Origin of the sequence: Gracilimonas halophila (genome assembly GCF_042684365.1) — a bacterium.
Classification (GTDB): Bacteria; Bacteroidota; Rhodothermia; order Balneolales; family Balneolaceae; genus Gracilimonas; species Gracilimonas halophila.
The window spans coordinates 222,216-240,043 of sequence record NZ_JBHULI010000002.1 but is presented as its reverse complement, the minus strand read 5'-3'; the positions used below and the strand labels follow the sequence as shown (position 1 = coordinate 240,043).

14 protein-coding genes are annotated in these 17,828 nt (G+C 43.4%); 6 read left to right on the top strand and 8 right to left on the bottom strand.

Features of this window, described 5'->3' with window-relative positions; translation table 11 throughout:
- Positions 1-125: 125 nt before the first annotated feature.
- The gene (locus ACFSVN_RS02190; protein ID WP_390297948.1) at positions 126-749 is read left to right on the top strand and encodes an MIP/aquaporin family protein; all 624 of its coding nucleotides are present in this window, start codon (positions 126-128) and stop codon (positions 747-749) included.
- Here the strand turns inward: ACFSVN_RS02190 and ACFSVN_RS02185 are convergent.
- From ACFSVN_RS02185 to ACFSVN_RS02175, 3 genes are all read right to left on the bottom strand, one after another.
- Positions 727-2,127, bottom strand: a complete 1,401-nt coding sequence (locus ACFSVN_RS02185; RefSeq protein ID WP_390297945.1) for a sensor histidine kinase — start codon at positions 2,125-2,127, stop codon at positions 727-729. The genes ACFSVN_RS02190 and ACFSVN_RS02185 overlap by 23 nt on opposite strands.
- On the bottom strand, positions 2,124-2,825 hold the full coding sequence (locus ACFSVN_RS02180; protein WP_390297942.1) for a response regulator transcription factor: 702 nt from the start codon (positions 2,823-2,825) through the stop codon (positions 2,124-2,126). Before ACFSVN_RS02180 ends, ACFSVN_RS02185 begins: the two co-directional genes overlap by 4 nt.
- Positions 2,826-2,894: 69 nt before the next feature.
- The gene (locus ACFSVN_RS02175) at positions 2,895-3,263 is read right to left on the bottom strand and encodes a four helix bundle protein (RefSeq protein WP_390297939.1); all 369 of its coding nucleotides are present in this window, start codon (positions 3,261-3,263) and stop codon (positions 2,895-2,897) included.
- A 95-nt stretch (positions 3,264-3,358) separates the two neighbouring features.
- Between ACFSVN_RS02175 and ACFSVN_RS02170 the strand changes: the two genes are divergently transcribed.
- Complete coding sequence (locus ACFSVN_RS02170; RefSeq protein WP_390297936.1) at positions 3,359-4,156, top strand: SDR family oxidoreductase; 798 nt, start codon at positions 3,359-3,361, stop codon at positions 4,154-4,156.
- Positions 4,157-4,230: 74 nt separating this feature from the next.
- Here the strand turns inward: ACFSVN_RS02170 and ACFSVN_RS02165 are convergent, their stop codons facing one another.
- The 4 genes from ACFSVN_RS02165 to carA all read right to left on the bottom strand — a co-directional run bounded on the left by ACFSVN_RS02165 (position 4,231) and on the right by carA (position 11,758).
- Positions 4,231-5,151: a DUF58 domain-containing protein gene (locus ACFSVN_RS02165; RefSeq protein WP_390297933.1), complete on the bottom strand. Its 921-nt coding sequence runs from the start codon at positions 5,149-5,151 to the stop codon at positions 4,231-4,233.
- Positions 5,152-5,194: 43 nt separating this feature from the next.
- Entirely contained in the window at positions 5,195-7,381 is a 2,187-nt protein-coding gene (gene recQ, locus ACFSVN_RS02160; protein WP_390297930.1) for a DNA helicase RecQ, read from the bottom strand.
- Positions 7,382-7,772: 391 nt separating this feature from the next.
- Entirely contained in the window at positions 7,773-10,601 is a 2,829-nt protein-coding gene (carB, locus tag ACFSVN_RS02155) for a carbamoyl-phosphate synthase large subunit (RefSeq protein ID WP_390297927.1), read from the bottom strand.
- A gap of 53 nt (positions 10,602-10,654) precedes the next feature.
- The gene (carA, locus tag ACFSVN_RS02150; RefSeq protein ID WP_390297924.1) at positions 10,655-11,758 is read right to left on the bottom strand and encodes a glutamine-hydrolyzing carbamoyl-phosphate synthase small subunit; all 1,104 of its coding nucleotides are present in this window, start codon (positions 11,756-11,758) and stop codon (positions 10,655-10,657) included.
- Between the two features lie 650 nt (positions 11,759-12,408).
- On the opposite strand from carA, the gene ACFSVN_RS02145 reads away from it, so the two are divergent.
- Complete coding sequence (locus ACFSVN_RS02145; RefSeq protein WP_390297921.1) at positions 12,409-12,798, top strand: GxxExxY protein; 390 nt, start codon at positions 12,409-12,411, stop codon at positions 12,796-12,798.
- Positions 12,799-12,888: 90 nt separating this feature from the next.
- Here the strand turns inward: ACFSVN_RS02145 and ACFSVN_RS02140 are convergent, their stop codons facing one another.
- Positions 12,889-13,302 (bottom strand): hypothetical protein, encoded by a 414-nt coding sequence (locus ACFSVN_RS02140; protein ID WP_390297918.1) that lies wholly within the window; start codon positions 13,300-13,302, stop codon positions 12,889-12,891.
- Between the two features lie 37 nt (positions 13,303-13,339).
- Here ACFSVN_RS02140 and ACFSVN_RS02135 point away from each other — a divergent pair, with 37 nt between their 5' ends.
- The 3 genes from ACFSVN_RS02135 to ACFSVN_RS02125 all read left to right on the top strand — a co-directional run bounded on the left by ACFSVN_RS02135 (position 13,340) and on the right by ACFSVN_RS02125 (position 17,757).
- Positions 13,340-14,275, top strand: a complete 936-nt coding sequence (locus ACFSVN_RS02135) for an MBL fold metallo-hydrolase (RefSeq protein ID WP_390297915.1) — start codon at positions 13,340-13,342, stop codon at positions 14,273-14,275.
- 7 nt (positions 14,276-14,282) lie between these two features.
- Positions 14,283-15,503 carry a serine hydrolase domain-containing protein gene (locus tag ACFSVN_RS02130; RefSeq protein WP_390297912.1) on the top strand — a complete coding sequence of 407 codons (1,221 nt, stop codon included), beginning with the start codon at positions 14,283-14,285 and terminating at the stop codon, positions 15,501-15,503.
- A 73-nt stretch (positions 15,504-15,576) separates the two neighbouring features.
- Positions 15,577-17,757: a S9 family peptidase gene (locus ACFSVN_RS02125; protein WP_390297909.1), complete on the top strand. Its 2,181-nt coding sequence runs from the start codon at positions 15,577-15,579 to the stop codon at positions 17,755-17,757.
- Positions 17,758-17,828: the final 71 nt, after the last annotated feature.

Genomic DNA, 17,828 nt, shown 5'->3' with positions numbered 1-17,828 from the left:
TTAGAAATATTATTGGTATTCTTTTTACAATTTATGAAATTGCTTCCTTGCTATTCCTGCTTCCGGCAGGTAGTTTCAGCGGCAAGGAAGGACATATGAAGTTTTTACAGACCAACAAATAGGGTATGCGCACATATACAATTGAGGCGTTCGGAGCCTTTTTTTTCGTATTAGTTTTTGGCTTTACGGGCGATCCGCTCGCTATTGGCTTAACATTAATGGCTTTGGTCTATATCGGCTCTCCCATTTCCGGAGGACATTATAATCCTGCTGTTTCTTTCGCCTTTTTTCTGAAGCGTAAACTTTCCTTTTCTGATCTTTTGGGATATGTAGCCGCTCAATTGGCCGGGGGCTTTCTCGCAGCCTTTTTGTTGTACTTTCTTTCGGGATCCGTTTTTTATGTGGAGCCTCCTTCCGACACCGGACTATATCAACAGGCTTTTTCCGAATTATTTTTTACCGCGATCTTCACCTTGGTTATGCTCATGTTATCTATAGCAAGCCTTCATCGTAAGAACAACCTTAACGGACTTATAATTGGATTAACCTTTACCGGTATGCTGATGATTAGCACCCCTATCTCAGGAGGTATCTTGAATCCTGCAACTTCTATCGGAACCGCTTTATTTGATCTTATCCAGGGGGGCGACTCCTACCACCATATCTTGCTTTATACCATTGCTCCTCTATGCGGAGGAGCTTTGGCTGCGTTCTCTTTCAGCTTTTTTAATCCAAAGTGGGAAGCCTGAAATAAAACTTACTTCCCTTTCCAACCTTACTCTCTACTTTGATATCGCTTTGATGGGCATTCAATATTCCCTTCACCACAGATAGTCCTAACCCGGTTCCTCCCTTATCTCTTGATCTCGCTTTATCGGTTCGGTAAAAACGATCGAACAACCGATCTAAATGCTCCGGGCCTATTCCGGGTCCGGTATCCTTAACATACACTTCAACCACATCATCTTTCATCTCAAACCCAACTTCTACCGTTCCCTGTAGTGTATATTTGATGGCATTTGAGATCAGGTTATCCAGTACCTGCTCCAGTTTATCAGGGTCAGCATTTACTTTGCAAGAAGTGATGTTTTTGGCAACAAGCTCCAATCCTTTCTTTTGAGCTATAGGCTGATAGGCTTGCTCTGCTTCTACTACCAGTTGCTTGAGATCGATCTTCTTTCTGCTGATGAAACTTTCATCAAAATCGTATCGCTGCAATGTCTTGATATCTTCAAATAACCGCGCTACCCGCTTGATCTGCTTCTGAGCGGTTACCATGTACTGTTTTTTCTTTTCCGGCTGAAGATTTTCCAGCTCCAGCATTTCCAATGCTCCCGAAATAGTATGCAGTGGATTTCTTACTTCATGGGTAATATCAGCAAAAAACTGACTCTGCTTTTCATTGAGCATTTTAAGTTTTTCATTATCCGCTCTAAGTGTACTGGCCATATGATTTAGCGAATCTGCCAGGGTTCCAAATTCATCATTTCGTTTCAGATCAATTTTACGATCTAGGTTTCCCCGGGCGATATCCAGAGCTGCAGAATTCAGGCGGAGGATAGGAGCGGCTATATATCTCGCGAACAAAAAACTAACAATGATGACAGCCCCTATGGAGAAAAACATCCCGGCATAAATAATGTGCCGGATACTTGCAGCAGCTGCATAATATTCACTCTTGTCCTGACTGATCCTCAGGTACTGTGCTCTATTATCAGATTGTCCAAGATCAACATAAGAGATCAGTTTTTGTGACTGTTCATTGTTTTGAACGATCGGAGCTCCATCCCTCTTCTCCAATTGTGACAACAACTGATCAGATAGATGAGTATCAACCGTATCAAAAGCGTCTTCAGGAAAGGTTAAAAACCGTACTCCTTCCTTATCATAGACAGCCATTTCGTACCTTGATAGCTCAGCTTGTCTTCTGATCTTATCATCAAACTGAGCATCATCTTTAAAACTGCTTGCTGTAAGGGCAAGTGAAAGAGCATCCCTCTCAAATTGCTCCTCTCCCTCATCCAGTAAAAAACTCCGAATGGTCAGGATCGAATAGGCACTTATGGTGATGATCCCGATAACCAGAAGAATGATGTAGGTCCATGCCAGTTTGGAGCGGATCTTCATACGTGAAGGAATTCTTTGTTAAATCCATATCCTACCCCTCGGTAGGTCTTGATGAGCTTGCCTTCATTACCCATTTTTAAACGTAAATTTTTTACATGCACATCCACGGTACGGTCAAACACATACTTCTCTTCGTCTGATATCTTTTCAAGGATCTGTTGACGACTATACACCAACTTCGGATTCTGAAATATCATCTCCGCTATGGTGTATTCAGTATGGGTAAGATCTACCAATTCATCATTGATATACATTTCTTTTGAGTCAAGGTCTACATACACTTTCCCATATTGGATCCAGTTACTTCGCTCTTTTGAACGTCGTCGCAACTGCGTTTCCACATGAGCTTTGACCAAATTCAGACTTGCCGGCTTCTTGATATAATCGTCCGCACCCAGTTCCAATCCTTCTATCTCATCTTTCTCTTCATCCCGAGCCGTTAGAAACAAAACAGGTATCTCATAAACCACAGGATGCTGACGAATATGTCGACATATTTCCTTCCCGTCATGATGTGGCACCATAATATCCAGAATAGCCAGATGAAGATCATTCGCATTACTATCGATCAATTCAATGGCTTTTTTTCCATCTTTCGCCCAAAGCACCTCATAATTATTCAGTTCCAAAAAGTTGGCCAGCATCTCACCGGATTCTTCTTCGTCTTCCACTAAAAGTATGGTGTGTTTATTGCTCATCGTGTAGGTTTTTCGTTAAGGTGTTTGATGTAAATATAGTAAGCAGTTCTCAGTAAGCAGAATGCAGTTTTATAGTGTGAATTTTTCCGGGGAACGTATCATGGAACCCAGCATCTTGCCAACTTCTTCATACTTTTGGTTAAAATACGAATGTTGTTCATTATTGATATATCCGCAATCGAGAGCAAAATCAATCCAAACCAATGTTTCTGAGCATTCGGCATCTGAATCACTCAATTTACTTATAAAATGTTTCGGATATTGTCGCTTACGAAATGCTTCTGCGATATTTGTCGGAATTGATCTTGAAGATCTCCTTACCTGATCTGTAAGTGAATATTTTTCTTCTACTGGAAAATTCTTAGAAATCTGAAAAACCTCCATGGATAGCTTATACGATAGCTGATAAACTTTTAAATCTTTAAAACCTTCATACATATGACTTGCTTTCTGCCAACTGCTTTCTTGTTTTATAACAAAAGCTGTTCAAAAAGAATCAATTGATTAACTTTGGCTAAAAATAATACATCAGCATGAATTACCAAGGAAAAACCATTTGGATCACAGGAGCTTCTTCAGGCATCGGAGAGGCCTTTGCGCGAGCCTTTCATAAAGAAGGGGCAAATCTGATTCTTTCTTCCCGCAGAGAGGATACTCTTCTAGAGGTGAAGGAAAGCCTTGGGAATGACACATCAACTGTAAAGATCGTCACACTTGACCTGACGGATACTGAGTCCTTCCCCATAAAAGCGAAAGAAGCCATTTCAGCATTTGGCCAGATCGATGTGTTGATCAATAATGGTGGTGTGAGTCAGCGTTCAACGGTTTTAGAATCCGAGATGAGCACCTATCGACGGCTTATGGAAGTGAACTACTTTGGTTCGGTTGGGCTAACCAAAGAAGTGTTGCCACATATGGTTGAGAGAGGGGCCGGCCATATTATTGTTACAAGTAGCGTGGCAGGAAAGATCGGAACTAAGTTTCGATCCGGTTATTCTGCAAGTAAACATGCCGTACAAGGCTTCTTTAATTCACTTCGTCAGGAAATGTATGAGCATAATGTAGCCGTTACTTTGCTCTGCCCGGGGTTTATAAAAACAAATATCAGCAAAAATGCACTCACCGGAGACGGATCCAAGTTCAACAAAATGGGAGATGCTCACTCAAAAGCTATGACGGCCGACGAAATGGTTCAAAAAGTAATGCCAAAGATCAAAGCCCAAAAAGAAGAGATCTATGTTACCGGGATAAAGGAGAGCCTGGCGCTTTGGGTGCAACGATTTTCACCGACACTTCTTAATAAGATACTGAAGAATCAAAAAGTGACATAGATTCGTTATTCGTGTATTCGTTAATGGTTATTAGTGACCCTATTAAACGAATGCACGAATAACCATTAACAAAACTACCCCAGTCTTTTTCTTTTCGTAATATAGGCCAATAACGACTGGTCGAACGGACTCTGGGTATCCATCTCTTCAAAGTCGATCTCGAACTCGCTGCAGGCCATTCTGAATTTCTTGGTATACTCCGCCACTTTCTCCTGATAATCTTTTCTAACCTGAGCAGGCAGTACTTCCACTTCATCACCTAATTCCATATCCTCGAATACAAAGCGCCGATCCGGAAAATCAAGATCCCGTTCACTTTTCTTCTCCAATACGTTGAAAAGCAGCACTTCATGCTTCCGGTGACGAAGGTGTTTTAAAGCAGAGATCAACTTCTCATGCTCCCCTGCATTTTCAAAAAGATCTGTAATGATAACCACGAGGCTGCGGTGATTCAATCGCTCAGCGACTTCGTGAATAGCTTGGGCTGATGCCGTTTCCCGCCGTTCAGAACCTTTTTTCTCCTCTCGGATCAGTTCTCTTTCCAACTCAGTGTAAATTTGCCTCAAATGAGCATAGGTTGATTTCGCCGGTATAAAAGCATCGATCTTAGAGTTGAAGGGGATCAGTCCGCAAGCATCCCGCTGGCGATGCATCAGATACATCAATGAGGCAGCATAATGAATTCCGTAGCGTAATTTACTCCACTCTCCAAAGTGCTTGAACTCCATGGATGAGCTTGTATCCAGCATGATATAGGATCGAAGGTTCGTTTCCTCTTCATACTGCTTCACATAAAACCGTTCTTTTTTCGCATACACTTTCCAATCGATGTGCTTGAAATCATCGCCGGGATTGTAAGGCCGGTGTTCCGCAAACTCAACACTAAAGCCGTGAAATGGACTTTTATGCAAGCCTGATATAAAGCCTTCCACGATCTTCTTTGCCCGCAATTCAAGCGAGGATAATTTTGATAGTATATTTGGTTCTAGGATCATGGATCAGAGTACATAAATTATTACAGAAAAACTTATCTCCCGATCAACTCTTCTCCGCAGCTTCATTCGCCATAAAATAAAGCTGCATGATCCGGATCTGATCATACCCGATCTTTTTATTCATGCGGTCGTAGACTACTTTCAGCATATGTGATCCCTTTTCATTAAATACCTTGATGATCTCATCCTGCTGTCTCAGCGACAATGAAGTGGCTTCCGTAATACCTTCCAGCCGGAGCTCATTTCCCTCTTTAAGGTAATCTTTTAAATGATTCAGGATCGTTACTTCCTTTACTCCGTGTTCTTCAGCCAGGTGCGAAATAGACTGTCCGTCATTAAACGCCTTCCCGATCTGCTGGTGTAATTCCACACTCTCTAATTCTTCTACTTTTTCATTAAGTGAGTCTTCCTTGGCCTCAATACCATGCTCGGCCGTGTATTTTTTGATCACACCAATAAAAGCAGAACCGTATTTTTTCAGCTTCACATCGCCCACTCCATACAGCGGAAGCAGGTGCTCTTTATCTTTTGGGAAGTAGTATGCCATTTCCATTAATGTAGTATCCGGGAAAATAGTATAGGGAGTAACACCTTTTTCGTCTGCCATTTTCTTTCGCTCTGTACGCAGGATCTCGAACAGATCCTCATCATATTGAGCTTCCACCTCGCTGGTAACCCATGCTGCCTCTTCAGTACTCATCGCGGTTGCCGTACGGTCTAAGGTTCCGAATACATTTTCGTCCCCACTGATTACTGCATGAGCTTTATCCTCGAGCTTCAACTCGGCATGCTCTCCTTTTGAAAGATAGTCCTGGCGGATCAACATTCGCGATAATTGTCCCCACTGATTTTTAGACCATTCTTTCCCGGTTCCGTAGGAATCCAGCTTTTCATGCTCTAGCTCTAATACTTTTTGTGCTTTCGAGCCGCGCAGTACATTGATCACCTGTGTTTTCCCAAATCCTTCTTCCAGATCTGAAATACAATTCATTAATTTTTTAGCCTGAAGAGTGAAGTCTTCCACATCTTCATCTTTGGAAATACAGTTATCACACATTCCACATTCATCTTTGGGATATTCTTCCCCAAAATATTTCATCAACGGAATACGACGACATTTTTTGGTCTCAATGAATTTGACCAGATCTTCCAGGTGCTTTTCAGCGACCTCTTTTTCTTGCCCTTCTTTTTTATTGATGAAGTATTTGATCTTGTGGCGATCATTGTAGCTGAAGAGCATCACACAATCAGAACGAAGGCCATCTCTTCCTGCCCGACCAATTTGCTGATAGTACTGCTCAATGTTTTGCGGCATATCATAATGAACTACAAAACGAACATTCGGTTTATTGATCCCCATCCCGAAGGCGATAGTTGCTACAATGATCTGCACATCATCCCGAATAAACTGCCGCTGATTAATGGCGCGATCCCGATCCGAAAGCCCGGCATGATACGGTTTCACCGAATAGCCTTCATCTTCCAGCGCCTGGTACAACTCATCCACCTGGCGGCGTGAGATGCAGTAAATGATCCCCGACTGATTTTTGCGTGTGTACAAAAAATCGAGAACCTGATTGGTTGCATCGTCTTTATCGGCGATCTTCAAAAACAGATTTGGGCGATCAAAGCTTGCGATAAATTCTTCTGACTCTCCGAACTCCAGCGTTTTTTTGATATCCTCACGAACACGAGGTGTGGCAGTTGCCGTCAGAGCCATACAAGTTGCATCCGGGAAAAGCTCCTTCCTTACCCGAGCTAGTTCGCGGTAATCCGGCCGAAAATCATGTCCCCATTCTGAAATACAGTGTGCCTCATCCACAGCAAACAGATCTACCTTAATGTCTTTGAGGAGATCCCTGGTTTTATCCATCAGCAACGTTTCCGGCGCAATATATAGTAACTTTGCTTTACCCTGTAAAACCTGCCGGCGGTTGTATCCATAGGCTTCCGGAGAAAGCGAACTGTTCAGGTGAACAGCATTTATATCATATTCTCTAAGCTGTTCCACCTGATCTTTCATCAATGATATGAGCGGGGAAACAACAATGGTTAACCCGTCGAACAACAGTGCCGGGATCTGGTAGCAGAGGGACTTCCCACCACCGGTCGGCATAATTACAAGTGCGTCTTTTCTCTTGGTAACCTGACTGATGATGTCTTCCTGAAGAGGACGAAAGGTGTCATAGCCAAAAGTTTCTTTTAGGGTCTCTTTTGCTTCTTTGAACACAGATTAGTGGGATTTTGGGATTTCACAGATTGATCATGGATCTCGATTAAAAGAGTCGTGAAATCAGTGCGTCTTTAAATTTCTTATTTAAAAACTAAGATAAGGCTTTTTATATCCCGCATCTAAATCAAAAAGTGCTATTACTTTTTTAAGCCAAGCCCTGAAAGGGCGCCTTCAAAAACATAGTGTAACGCACTATGAAAATTAATCCATCACAAACTCCATAAGCCCCAACGGGGCGTAATCATATGATTCAACCCCATAAATATCTCTCGTCATAATCAACATTATAACGCCTCAACAACGTAATAAACTCTTTTTTGAAATCTAATCCGCACAAACCAAAAAATCAGCGCAATCAACGAAATCAGAGATCGTAATAACCACCACTCTACTTTGAGAGATACAAGCTTTTAAACTCATACGGTTTCTTAAAGTGCTCGTCATTGAAGTCCTTAGCGAAGTAGATACTTTCACCGGTTGATTTCATCTCAGGCCCAAGCTCTTTCTTTACTTCCGGGAACTTATCGAATGGGAAGACCGGCTCTTTGATAGCCCAGTTTTCCAGCTTCGATTCCAGGTCGAATTCTTTGAGCTTAGCACCCAGCATTACCTTCACTCCAATAGCGGCTTCGGGTCGCTGTGTCGCTTTGGCCAGGAAGGGTATAGTTCGGGTTGTTCGTGGGTTGGCCTCCAATACATACACCTTGTCATCTTTGACCGCATATTGCACATTGAGGAACCCGAGGATCTCCATGTTGTCAGCGATCTTCTCCTGATATTCCTCGATAGTCTTGATGATCTCATCGCTTAGTGAATAGGGAGGCAGAACTGCCGTAGAATCACCTGAGTGAACCCCGGCCGGCTCGATATGCTGCATGATCCCGGCTATATGAAGCTGATCTCCATCGTACACAGAATCCACATCCACCTCAATGGCGTGTTCCAGATACTTGTCTATGAGGAATGCATTTTCGGGATGGGTCTTCAGAATGTTGGCTACATATTTGCGCAATTCTTTTTCTTTCACCGCGATCCGCATGCCTTGCCCGCCTAATACATAACTTGGGCGGATAAGCACCGGGTAGCCAATTCGATCTGCGATCTTAATGGCTTCCTCAACTTCATGGGCTGTTCCGTATTCAGGAAATGGGATGTCGAGTTTCTCAAGGAATTTTGAGAACTCGCCCCGGTCTTCGGCAAAATCTATCATCTCAAAGGCAGTTCCGAAGATCTTAATTCCTTCTTCTACAAATCGTTTTCCGAGCTTGAGTGCTGTTTGTCCTCCTACCTGAAGAATCACCCCTTCCGGTTTTTCATGATCGATGATATCCAGAACTCGTTCCCAGTATACAGGCTCAAAGTAAAGTTTGTCAGCAAAATCGAAATCTGTGGAAACGGTTTCGGGATTACAATTCACCATTATGGCTTCGTAACCCATTTCTTTGGCTGCCAGCACAGCATGTGTACAGGAATAATCAAACTCGATACCCTGACCAATTCGGTTGGGGCCGCTGCCCAGGATAAGTACTTTTCTCTTGTCAGTGACTTCACTTTCATTCTCGCCTTCATAAGCCGAGTAGTAATAAGGGGTCTGCGCCGGGAATTCTGCCGCACATGTATCTACCATCTTAAATGATGGAGTGAGGCCCAATTCTTTTCGCCTGTCCCGAACTTTCTTGTCATCCACTTTCTCACCGCTTTTGCTTAGTAGGTATGCGATCTGTGAGTCAGAGAATCCGGCTTGTTTCAGTTCAAAGAAATCATCTTTGGAGATCTCCTTAAGGGCTTGTCCTTCGGTTCGATTTTCCAGTGAGACCATATATCGGATCTGCTGAAGATACCAGGGATCCACTTTAGTGATATCTGCGATTTCCTCTACAGATGCACCCATTTTAAAGGCATTGCGGATCTGCATTGAGCGATCCCAATAGGGTTTCAGTAGTCGCTCACGGACCGTTTTACGGTCAAACTCCTCGTAACCGTCAGCTCCCAGTCCATCGCGCCCAACTTCCAGTGACTGCCATGCTTTATTGAGGGCTTCCGGGAAATTTCGGCCGATCGACATTACTTCACCTACAGCCTTCATTTGGGTTGAAAGCTCTTCGTCTACACCGGGAAATTTATCGAAGTTAAAGCGTGGTATCTTACATACAACATAATCAATGCTTGGCTCAAAGCAGGCCGATGTGGTTCCGGTGATCTGGTTCTTAAGCTCATCAAGCGTATATCCTACGGCAAGCTTGGTTGCCACCTTTGCGATCGGATATCCCGTGGCTTTGGATGCGAGTGCCGAAGAACGGCTTACCCGCGGGTTGATCTCAATAGCCACAAGCCGATCACTTCCGGGCTCCATTGCGAACTGCACATTACAACCACCGGCAAAGGTTCCTATACTGCGCATCATCTTGATCGCCGCATCACGCATGTGTTGCAGCTGCTTATCGCTCAATGTCTGGGTTGGGGCTACAGTCACGGAGTCACCGGTGTGTACTCCCATCGGGTCCATATTCTCAATAGAGCAAATGATGATCACGTTGTCGTTGGCATCACGCAGTAACTCCAGTTCATATTCTTTCCAGCCAAAAATAGATTCCTCGATCAGCACCTGATGAACCGGACTCATTTCCAATCCGCGTAATACCTTTCGTTCAAACTCATCTTCATTCCAGACGATCCCTCCACCGGCACCACCCATGGTAAATGATGGTCGGATCACGATCGGTAAGCCGCCAAGCTCTTCTTTGATCTCCTTTGCATCCAGTAGCGATTGTGCCGTTCTGCTTTTACACTGCTCAATCCCTATCTCTTCCATCTTATCACGGAATAATTGGCGATCCTCAGTCAACTCTACCGCATCAATATCTACTCCAATGATCTTGACGTCGTTTTCTTTCCAGAAATTCTCTTTTTCAAGATCACGACAGAGATTTAACCCCGTTTGTCCACCCATTGTTGGGAGCACGGCATCGGGTTTCTCCTTCGCTACAATTTCACGGATGGAATCGGTGGTCATCGGCAGCATATAAACTGCATCGGCCATGATCGGATCCGTCATTATGGTGGCCGGATTCGAGTTGATAAGTACAATTTCATAACCCTCTTCCTGAAGAGAACGGCAGGCCTGAGAGCCGGAGTAGTCAAATTCACAGGCTTGTCCAATTACAATAGGTCCTGAACCAATGATCAAAATTTTATGAATGTCGTCGCGTCTGGGCATGGGTTTTGTGAGTAATTATTCGTTAATGGTGTTTTCGTTCTTGGGCTGTCGTATTATTTTTGTGCTTTCATCATGTCGATAAATTGATCGAACAGGTACGCTGAGTCATGCGGACCGGGAGATGCCTCCGGGTGATATTGCACTGAGAATCCCGGGAAGTTTTTGAACTTCAATCCTTCAATGGTATTGTCGTTCAGATTAATGTGGGTGACTTCAGCAATCTTCTCATCGAGAGAATCTTCATCGACTGCAAAACCGTGGTTTTGGGTTGATATCTCCACGAGTCCGGTTTCCAGGTTTTTCACGGGCTGATTGGCTCCCCGATGACCTACAAACATCTTGGTAGTTTTGAGTCCTTCACTGAGAGCCATTAACTGGTGGCCAAGACAGATACCGAACATCGGTTTACCGGTTTCCTTCGCGTAATTCACAGCTTCGAGAGCATACTCAGCTGTTGCAGTGGGGTCGCCCGGACCGTTGCTGAAAAAGTAGCCATCGGCTTCCCATTCTTTGATCTCATCCACTGTTGTTTTAGCCGGAAAGATCCGAAGTGTACAACCACGCTTATTTAAATTATTAATGATGTTTTGCTTGATGCCGTAATCGAAAGCGGCAACTCTGAATTCATCTTTTCCATTCACGGTTTGGGCTTCGAAACGAGTGACTTTAGTGGCAAGCTCAAGGCCTTCCATATCGTCCCAATCTTTAGCCATCTGGATAAGTTTCTTTTCATCCATTTCCGTGCTGGATATCACCGCGTTCATCACACCTTTCTCTCGAACGTGACGAACCAGCTTCCGGGTATCAACACCTGAAATCCCTGTGATCTCATTGTCTTCCAGGTATTCCTGAAGACTTCGATCCGCCATGGTGTTACTATACTCATGAGAGAAGGCTCGGCAGATAATACCTGCAACCATCACTTTTCGGGCTTCATCATCACGCGGCTGGGTTCCATAGTTCCCAATATGCGGATAGGTCATCATCATGAGCTGACCATAATAACTGGGATCGGTGAAAATTTCCTGATAGCCGGTCATGCTTGTATTAAAACACAGCTCGCCGCCGGTGATGCCTTCATAGCCAACGGCCTTCCCGTGAACCACGGTTCCGTCAGAGAGTGCAAGTATTGCTTTTTTTCTTTCGTTTAATGACATGGATTAGATATAGTTCTGGGTTGGTGAAATTTGTTGGTTTTGGGGGGGTATCGATTATGCTAAAAACTGTTCGGGCTCTGGAGCTATTGACCCTTCTCTTAATCCCCTCCAAGGAGGGGAAATAGCCTATTTTACATTGGCACTCAAATACAGAGTCTTCTTCTCCCGGGAGAGGAAACAAAGGTGAGGGTCGATGTTGCCAAGGTTTCAGTCTCAGAACATCAAAAACAATGGTATATAAAAAAGAGGGGAAATTTTTTAGCTCAAAAAAAATCCGACTACGGAAACCGCGTCGGATTTGAAAATTAATATGGGCAAATAATAATGCCATCAATCGCACGACCTCCATTTTTGGGTGTGCGCCGGCAGTGCTTCAAAGCTATGGATTGCTAAATCGTTAATTTGAGTATGAGCTTTTTTGAAGTTTGCCTAAGATAAGGAGTACGGAGATTGGATTCAATTTTTGATTGTAATATTTGTGAATCATTTCGGGAAGTAAGATTATCAATTTTGGGTTTTGAATCGCGGAATAACCGGATTTTTGGATTAACGCGGATTTATAAAGATCCGTGAAATCCTGTAATCCCCTTAATCCGCGATTCAATACATTTTACTATATTATTTTCAAAATCTGGGAAAACGGGGGAAGAATGAAATCAGATCTAAAGTATCATGATCTCACAGAGAAAATAATTGGTGCATCCTTCGAGGTTCATAAATTTTTAGGGAATGGATTTCAGGAAGTCATCTATCAAAGGGCTTTAGCTTACGAATTCCAAAAAGCAGAATTAACTTTCGAACGGGAAATTGATCAGCAGATCTTTTACAGAGACCTTGAACAACCAATAGGAACACGAAGGGCTGATTTTGTAGTAGACGGAAAAGTATTAGTTGAGATAAAAGCTGTTTCTGATCTGGAAGACGTCCACATGGCTCAAGCTCTTAATTATCTGAAAGCCTACAAATTAGAGGTGGGATTGTTAATAAACTTTGGGTCAAAAAGTTTGGAATTCAAACGGTTGATTCTTTCTAAGCGGTAGAATCGCGGATTAACCGGATTTTTGGATTAACGCGGATTTATAAAGATCCGTGAAATCCCTACATCCGCCTAATCCGCGATTCCAAAAATATTAACTAAACTCCCTCGGCGTCTCCTCCACCAAAGAACCAGTCAAAGTAGCCAAACCACTAATAAAACCACCAAGAATTCCGGTGATCAAAACCACCAAAATAGGTGAGCCTACTGAAAGCATTTCCGCAATCCGGGAGGAAAGTATGGCATCATTGGCAAGATGAATGTAGAGCGCTTGCCCGCCCCAAAGCAGGAAGAGGGCTAAAAAACCCCAACCAAAAGAGGGAAGAGGTTTTTCATTTAAGAAGTAACCAAAGATCAATCCGGGAATGGCGATGCTCCACCATGGCAAAAACAGGTTTAGCAGAAATGCGGTGATTAGAATCAGGACTGTCAGTAGCATCAGATATTCACTTGGTTGAAATGATGCCTGAGTGTAGCAATTATTTTGGAAAACTTTCAGCTTTTTCAAGTCTTTGAATTGACCTCTGTTTTTACTTCATTCTGATATGAATCGACTTCTTATCTTTACTTTACTTTTGATCACGGCATGTTCTGAGAAATTGAACCCGGAACCAACTCAAGAAACTGACCAGTCCATAACAATACTAGGCATAGCCCAGGATGCCGGATTTCCACAAGCTGATTGTAACAAAGAACATTGCCAACAATTCTGGGAGGGCAGGGTTGAAAAACGGCATGTGGTCAGTTTAGGTCTTACTGATCAAACCACAGGTCAAAACAGGATCTTTGAAGCTACTCCGGATTTTACCGCACAGCTTCATCAACTTAAGACCATTTCTGCCATCGATGATCTTTCCGGATTTTTTTTGACTCACGCCCATATAGGCCATTACACAGGGCTAATGTATCTTGGCCATGAAGTTATGGGTACTTCTGAAGTTCCGGTTTATACCATGCCAGGAATGCGATCCTACCTGGAAACCAATGGGCCCTGGAGTCAACTGGTGAACATGAATAACATTTCACTTCAAGATATACAGGCCGACTCTGCCATCCGGCTCACCCAAAATTTATCTGTTACTCCATTCATAGTACCCCACAGGGATGAATATTCTGAAACAGTCGGTTACCGAATTGAATCTCCAACCAAAAAAGTGCTCTTCATTCCTGACATCAATAAGTGGCATATCTGGGAAAGGGATATCATCAAGGAAATTGCCGCCGTTGACGTCGCTCTCCTCGATGGTACTTTCTATGATGCCGAAGAACTCCCCGGCCGGGACATGAGTGAGATTCCTCATCCCTATGTGGAGGAAAGCATAAAGCTTTTTAACAATCTTCCTGCTTCAGAGAAGTCAAAAATTATGTTTATTCATTTTAATCATACCAATCCATTGATCTTAGACAGTCCTGAGCGCAGGGAAGTTGAAGATCTTGGATTTCGGGTGGCTTCAGAAGGACAAATTATCTCATTAAACTAACTATATCATGACTCGTTTTTACCGCATATTACTAACCCTCATTGTTACCGTTCTGCTAAGCTCAACAACGTGGGCCCAAACCTACTATCCCGGTGAATGGGGTGATTGGGAAAAAAGGACTCCTGAAGAAGCAGGATTAAATGCTGATAAAATTCAGGAAGCGATAGAATATGCTCAGGCTCAGGAAACTGATAACCCCCGAAGCATGGAAGAAAATCACTACGGCACCTTTGGGCGAGAGCCGTTTGGGGATGGCATTGGCCCCTTCAAGGATCGCGGGGAGCAAACCGGGATCATCATTAAAGACGGATACATCGTAGCAGAATGGGGAGAGCCATTTCGTGTGGATATGACGCACAGCGTAACCAAAAGCTTTCTCACTACCACAATTGGTATTGCTTATGACCGTGGATTGATCCGTGATGTAAATGACAGGGTTGACCAATATATGGCTCCCATCTACTTTATGGAATGGGATAACAATCAAAACAAAGCAGATGCTTTTAAAGACCAAAAGGTCTTTCAGCCCTTCAAAGGAGAACACAACTCCAAGATCACCTGGAACCACCTGCTACGGCAGACTTCTGATTGGGAAGGGACTCTGTGGGGGAAGCCGGACTGGGCTGACCGGCCCACCGGAGATCGCTCCGAATGGATGACCCGCGAACGACATGAACCGGGATCTGTATTTGAATACAATGATACACGGGTAAACCTGCTGGCTTTAGCTGCTATGAATCTACTGCGTGAACCGCTTCCCAAAGTACTTCGTGAAGAGGTAATGGATAAGATCGGCGCTTCTCCTACCTGGCGCTGGATGGGGTACGAAAATTCATGGGTTATCATTGACGGACAGCAAATGCAGGCCGTGAGCGGAGGAGGCCACTGGGGCGGTGGCATGTTCATCAGCGCAAGAGACCAGGCTCGATTTGGATTGCTGACTTTAAGAAATGGTAAGTGGAAAGACGAGCAGGTCATTTCTGAGGAATGGAACAGAATGGCTCATACACCAACGGAAGCGAATACCAATTACGGTTTCATGAATTGGTTTTTGAATGTTAATAAAGACCGGTTGCCAAGTGCCCCAACTTCAGCATTTTTTCACCTCGGCTCAGGAGTAAACATGGTGTATGTAGATCAGGAAAATGATCTTGTGATCGTCACACGATGGATCGATAGCAGTGCAATGGATGGTGTAGTAAAAAGAGTCCTTGATTCCATCGAGTAATTTTTCTGTTAAATAGTTGTCTTTTCAGCTAAAACTGATAGATTCCCTAATTAATAATAAACCGGATTATATAATGAAGCTCTATTTTAAACATTTTACGCTCATTCTTTTTGCTTTTGTATTGCTAACCGGTTGTGATTGGCAACGCGAATCAACCATAAAAAGCAACGTAATCAACCTTTCTCCTCCGGACGCTGAAAAACAGGATTCAGTGCTTACCATCCACGGAGATACCAGGATCGACCCCTATTTTTGGATGCGTCTCACCGATGAACAAAAAATTGCTGAAACACCGGACGCTCAAACACAGAAAGTGCTCGATTACCTGAATAGCGAAAATGAGTATACCGATCTTGCCATGAAAGATACCGAGGGGCTTCAGGAGAAATTGTACGAAGAAATTGTTGGCAGAATTAAAGAAACAGACGAATCTCTTCCCTATTTCAAGAATGGATATTGGTATTACACCCGATATGAAGAAGGAAAGGAATATCCCATTTATTCCCGCAAAAAAGGATCCCTTGATGCTGAAGAAGAAATCCTGATCGATGTAAATGAGTTGGCTGAAGGCCACGATTATTATTCAGCTACAGGACTTCAGGTAAGTCCTGACAACAAGATCCTGGCTTTTGGGGAAGACACTTTAAGCCGAAGGGTGTACCACATTCGGTTTAAAAACCTGGAAACCCGCGAGTTTCTGGATGATAAATTAGATAATACCACAGGCAGCGGAGCCTGGGCGAACGATAACCGCACCTATTTCTACACCACCAAAAACAATGTGTCTCTGCTTTCAGAAAAAATATACCGGCATACCTTAGGGAATAACCCCTCAACAGATAAATTGGTGTATTCTGAAGAAGATCCCTCTTTTTATCTGGGTGTTTATAAATCAAAATCAGATCAATACATCATAATTGGTGAACAAAGTACCCTGGCCAACGATTATCATATTCTGAATGCCGATAACCCTAACGGAGAATTCCGGCAATTCACACCGCGTGAAGAAGTTCATGAATATTCTATCGATCACTTTGAGGATAAATTCTATATCGTTACCAATTGGCAGGCACCCAACTTCCGGCTTATGGAAACCCCCGAGAATGCGACTCAGAAAAGTAACTGGGAAGAAATAATCCCCCACCGGGAAGATGTGCTTATCAGTGGCATTGAAGTATTTCAAGATTACCTGGTAGTTAGCGAGCGGGGCAATGCGCTCACCAATATTAAAGTCATAGACCAAAACACACAAGAAGAGCATAATCTGGAATTCGATGAACAAGCTTATGTGGCGTACACCTCAACAAATCCTGAGTTTGATACTGAAACCCTTCGATTTGGTTATTCCTCTTTAACCACGCCAAATTCTATCTATGACTATAACATGAATACCCGCGAAATGGATTTAATGAAGCAGCAAGAAGTTGTGGGCGGTCATAATCCGGATGATTACACAACAGAACGCTTCTTTGCCGAAGCAAGAGACGGAGTGATGGTTCCTGTTTCCGTAGTGTACAAAAACTCCGTAGCGAAAAGCCCTTATACCCCTCTGCTGCTTTATTCCTATGGTTCCTATGGCTCTTCTACCGACCCATGGTTCAATTCTTCCTTGTTGAGTCTTTTAGATCGAGGGTTTATCTATGCCATTGCTCACATACGGGGCGGACAAGAAATGGGACGGCAATGGTATGAGGACGGCAAGATGTTCAACAAAATAAATACCTTTACCGACTTTATAGACGTAGCCAAATACCTTGAAGATAATGGCTATTCATCTGCCCCTCACATGTATGCCCGTGGAGGTAGTGCCGGAGGGTTGCTGATGGGAGCCGTTGTAAATATAGCTCCAAAGCAGTTTAATGGAGCAATCGCCGCCGTTCCTTTTGTAGATGTAGTTTCAACAATGCTGGATGAAACCATTCCATTAACCACAAACGAATTCGATGAATGGGGTAACCCCAAAAATGAAGACTCCTATCACTATATGCTTTCTTACTCCCCATATGACAATGTTGTAGAACAGGAATATCCTAACCTGCTGGTAACGACCGGATTATTCGACTCACAGGTTCAGTATTGGGAACCTGCGAAGTGGGTGGCTAAATTAAGAGATAAAAAGACGGGCGATAATGTCCTGCTGTTAAAGACAAATATGAAAGCCGGGCATGGCGGAGCGTCAGGCCGGTTTGAGCGTTATCGCCAAACGGCACTGGAATATGCTTTTTTACTCGATCTTGAGGGAATGAGACGTTAATTCGCTTAAGACCTTTTTTGTCATAGGATTGTTGAATAATTGGGAAATGAGAGTTGAAAGTTGATAGAGTG